Source organism: Pantoea sp. B9002 (assembly GCF_013385945.1).
Lineage (GTDB): Bacteria > Pseudomonadota > Gammaproteobacteria > Enterobacterales > Enterobacteriaceae > Pantoea.
The window spans coordinates 1-3671 of record NZ_JACAPA010000083.1 but is presented as its reverse complement, the minus strand read 5'-3'; the positions used below and the strand labels follow the sequence as shown (position 1 = coordinate 3671).

Below are 3671 nucleotides of genomic sequence, written 5' to 3'. Positions count from 1 at the left end.
GGCGAAATTCGGGGCTAAAATTGCGTCTGTTACGTCCGGTCATAATGTCACCTGTTTTGACTATGAGGTAATGATATCACCTCTATTCAGGTGGCCAAATTCAGTATGCCACTACAGACCAGCTTAAGGGCTGGCAATGAGTAGTGACGCTGTGAGCTGGCGAGCTGCTAACGGTAGATGTCACAGGGATGAAATCAATTAGACCAGACGCATCTCCGTGAGCGCGGTCCTGAGCAGCCTCAACGAGCTTCAATGATTCCTGAAGGTGTCTGTGTTGATTGATGGTCAATCGACCAATCACTGATAACTCCCGGAGGTCTGCTTTAGCATCCTCAAGGACTGATACTGACAGACCATCCCAAAAGGACCCTACAGGCTCAGTAAGTAATTGCTCAGCCATCTCTTTAAGGTGTTCTTTAAGGTCCTGCTCAGTAGCTTCTTCATGGTCTAACATGAATGCTTTAGTTGTAGCTGCAAGTTCTCTCATACGGTTCATGGCTATTCTCCTGTCAGTTGTCTTCAGCCCTATAGTGATGATTAAAGAGGTCTTACCGACTTCACGGAGACGCATTGAGTATCGACCAGAGGTTTTACGGCGAACTATCTGAGGAACTGCGAGCTGTGATAATGTGAGAGTCATCTTTGTGTCAACCTTGTGTCGCTTCTTCTGGTGTATCCTACGGAGTTCATACAGATAGGAGCACACAGATGAGCATAGTTAAGCAGTAGGACCCACATAGTTATTCAATCTAAGAACCCTATAAGGCCCATTATGAATAGTCATGCAGTCCAGACCATACTCACCAAATCATCATCTCGTCGTCTCAGAAGAACCAAGATCGTTACAACCCTCGGTCCAGCCACCGATCGCGACAACAACCTCGAAAAAATCATCGCGGCGGGTGCTAACGTTGTACGACTCAACTTCTCCCACGGCACACCGGAAGATCATCAACAGCGCGCCAACAAAGTCCGTGAAATCGCGGCGAAACTGGGTCGTCATGTGGCGATCCTTGGCGACCTGCAAGGGCCAAAAATTCGCGTATCGACCTTCAAAGAAGGCAAAGTATTCCTTAACGTCGGCGATCGTTTCTTGCTGGATGCTGATTTAACTAAAGGCGAAGGCGACAAAGAAAAAGTCGGTATCGACTATAAAGGTCTGCCAGAAGATGTGGTGCCCGGCGATATCCTGCTGCTAGACGACGGACGCGTGCAGCTGAAAGTGTTGGAAGTTCAGGGCGTAAAAGTGTTTACCGAAGTTACCGTCGGCGGCCCGCTCTCCAACAATAAAGGCATCAACAAACTCGGCGGCGGTCTCTCAGCCGATGCGCTGACCGAGAAAGATAAAGTTGATATCGTTACCGCCGCGAAAATCGGCGTGGATTATCTGGCGGTCTCCTTCCCGCGTAACGGCGAAGATATGAATTATGCCCGCCGTCTGGCGCGCGACGCCGGCTGCGACGCCAAACTGGTGGCGAAAGTAGAACGTGCCGAAGCCGTTGCCTCACAGGAAGCGATGGATGACATCATCCTCGCCTCTGACGTGGTGATGGTTGCGCGTGGCGATTTGGGTGTAGAGATTGGCGATCCTGAGCTGGTGGGTATTCAGAAAGCATTGATCCGTCGCGCGCGCCAGCTGAACCGTACCATCATCACTGCGACGCAGATGATGGAGTCGATGATCACCAATCCAATGCCAACGCGTGCCGAAGTCATGGACGTGGCGAACGCCGTGCTGGATGGAACCGATGCGGTGATGCTGTCGGCGGAAACCGCTGCAGGCCAGTATCCGGCTGAAACTGTTTCAGCGATGGCGAAAGTGTGCCTCGGCGCAGAGAAAATCCCGAGCGTTAACGTTTCTAAGCACCGCCTGGAGGTGCAGTTCGATAACGTCGAAGAAGCGATTGCCATGTCGGCGATGTATGCTGCCAACCATCTTCAAGGGGTTTCAGCCATCATCACCATGACCGAATCGGGCCGTACCGCGCTGATGACCTCACGTATCACTTCCGGTTTGCCGATCTTCGCCATGTCACGTCACGAACGTACGCTGAACCTGACGGCACTGTACCGTGGTGTTACGCCGGTGTTCTTTGACAGCAACAATGATGGTGTTGCCGCCGCGCACGATGCAGTGAATCTGCTGCGCGAAAAAGGTTTCCTGGTTTCAGGTGACCTGGTGATTGTCACCCAAGGCGACGTGATGTCGACCACCGGTACCACCAATACCAGCCGTGTACTGCGCGTAGATTAATACGCACCATCGACAGCGGCTGTAACAACATGGACAAACGCGACTGCCTGGCAGTCGCGTTTTTATTTTTTTGACAAGGAGGCCAGATGGCCCGCTATCAACCTATTACTCACCTCACCGGCCGCGTGCTGCTGTTCCCGCTCGCGCTGGTACTGTTTGAGTTCGCCACCTATATCGCGCATGACATGATTCAGCCCGGCATGCTGCTGGTGACGTCTGAATTCGGCGTCGGCCCGGAATGGGTCTCGACCTCGCTGACCGCTTATCTGATGGGCGGCGTGGTGCTGCAATGGCTGCTCGGTCCGCTCTCCGACAAATATGGCCGCCGGCCGGTGCTGCTGTTTGGCATCCTGTTCTTTGCTGCCGCCTGCATTCTCACAACGTGGGTAAACAGCATTGAGGAGTTTGTCGCGCTGCGCTTTGTTCAGGGCATTAGCCTGTGCTTTATTGGCGCCGTCAGCTACGCGGCGGTGCAGGAAGCCTTTGACGAAGCGCTGGCAGTACGCATGATGGCGCTGATGGCCAACGTCGCGCTGCTGGCACCGCTCGCCGGTCCGCTGGCCGGTGCCGCGTGGCTCACCGTTGGCGAGTGGCGCAGCATGTTCTGGCTGTTTGCTATCTGCAGCGTGATTGCGTTTGCCCTGCTGTGGCGCGTCATGCCGGAAACTGCTGGCGACCGTAGTCACTCTATCGCCCTGCCAACGCTGGCGCGCGGCTATGCGCGTTTGGCGCGCGATCGTCAGGTGATGTACGGATCCTTTGCCATTGGTTTGGTTTTTATTCCGATCCTGACGTGGGTGGCGCTGTCGCCAGTGATTCTGATGCACGATGAAGGATTGTCACGCATGCAGTATGCGCTGCTGCAGTTGCCGGTGTTTCTGGCGATGATTGCCGGCAACATCACGCTCGGCAAACTGGCGGGACGCGTACCGATTGAGCAGCCGGTGAAGTTTGCCGCCTGGCCGATCCTGATTGGTTTAAGCATTTCGCTGCTGGCGAACTTGCTTGATAGCCATACCTATCTGCTGCTGACGGCCGGGTTAAGCTTGTACGCTTTCGGCGCGGGCATGGTGAATGCTGGTCTGTATCGTTTGACGCTTTACTCCAGCAACGAAGGCAAAGGCAGCGTCGCGGCGATGCTCGGCATGATCAGTATTTTGACCTTAGCGATAGGCATTGAGCTGGCGAAAAGTGGCTACTTCAGCGGCGGCACACCGTGGTTTAGCGGGATAAACTTCGCCGCTGGCGTGCTGTGGTTTGGTCTGGTGACGCTGTTCCTGCGCGAACGTAAACGTCGCAGTCATGTGGCGGCGGTGTAATTCATTTTTTAGGGTGCGGGTCGCCATGAATGGCGACCCTACAAAGGATTGGCGCGTTTTTCGTAGGGTGCGCATTCAGGTATGACCGGGCTGATGGG

At 54.4% G+C, this 3671-nt stretch carries 3 protein-coding genes; 2 read left to right on the top strand and 1 reads right to left on the bottom strand.

The window, feature by feature from the left end:
- Positions 1-100: 100 nt before the first annotated feature.
- Positions 101-496 carry a hypothetical protein gene (locus tag HX773_RS25220; protein WP_176973783.1) on the bottom strand — a complete coding sequence of 132 codons (396 nt, stop codon included), beginning with the start codon at positions 494-496 and terminating at the stop codon, positions 101-103.
- Positions 497-772: 276 nt separating this feature from the next.
- Here HX773_RS25220 and pyk point away from each other — a divergent pair, with 276 nt between their 5' ends.
- Together pyk and HX773_RS25210 are read left to right on the top strand one after the other, a co-directional pair.
- A complete protein-coding gene (gene pyk, locus HX773_RS25215; RefSeq protein WP_176973782.1) occupies positions 773-2254 on the top strand; it encodes a pyruvate kinase in 1482 nt (493 codons plus the stop codon).
- An 86-nt stretch (positions 2255-2340) separates the two neighbouring features.
- Positions 2341-3573, top strand: coding sequence for an MFS transporter (locus tag HX773_RS25210; RefSeq protein WP_176973781.1), 1233 nt, complete (start codon positions 2341-2343; stop codon positions 3571-3573).
- The last annotated feature ends 98 nt before the right edge of the window (positions 3574-3671 follow it).

What these genes read in the sequence shown, in the direction of transcription:
- HX773_RS25220 (WP_176973783.1), bottom strand. Translation starts at nt 496, where the DNA reads ATGAACCGTATGAGAGAACTTGCAGCTACAACTAAAGCATTCATGTTA.
- pyk (WP_176973782.1), top strand. Translation starts at nt 773, where the DNA reads ATGAATAGTCATGCAGTCCAGACCATACTCACCAAATCATCATCTCGT.
- HX773_RS25210 (WP_176973781.1), top strand. Translation starts at nt 2,341, where the DNA reads ATGGCCCGCTATCAACCTATTACTCACCTCACCGGCCGCGTGCTGCTG.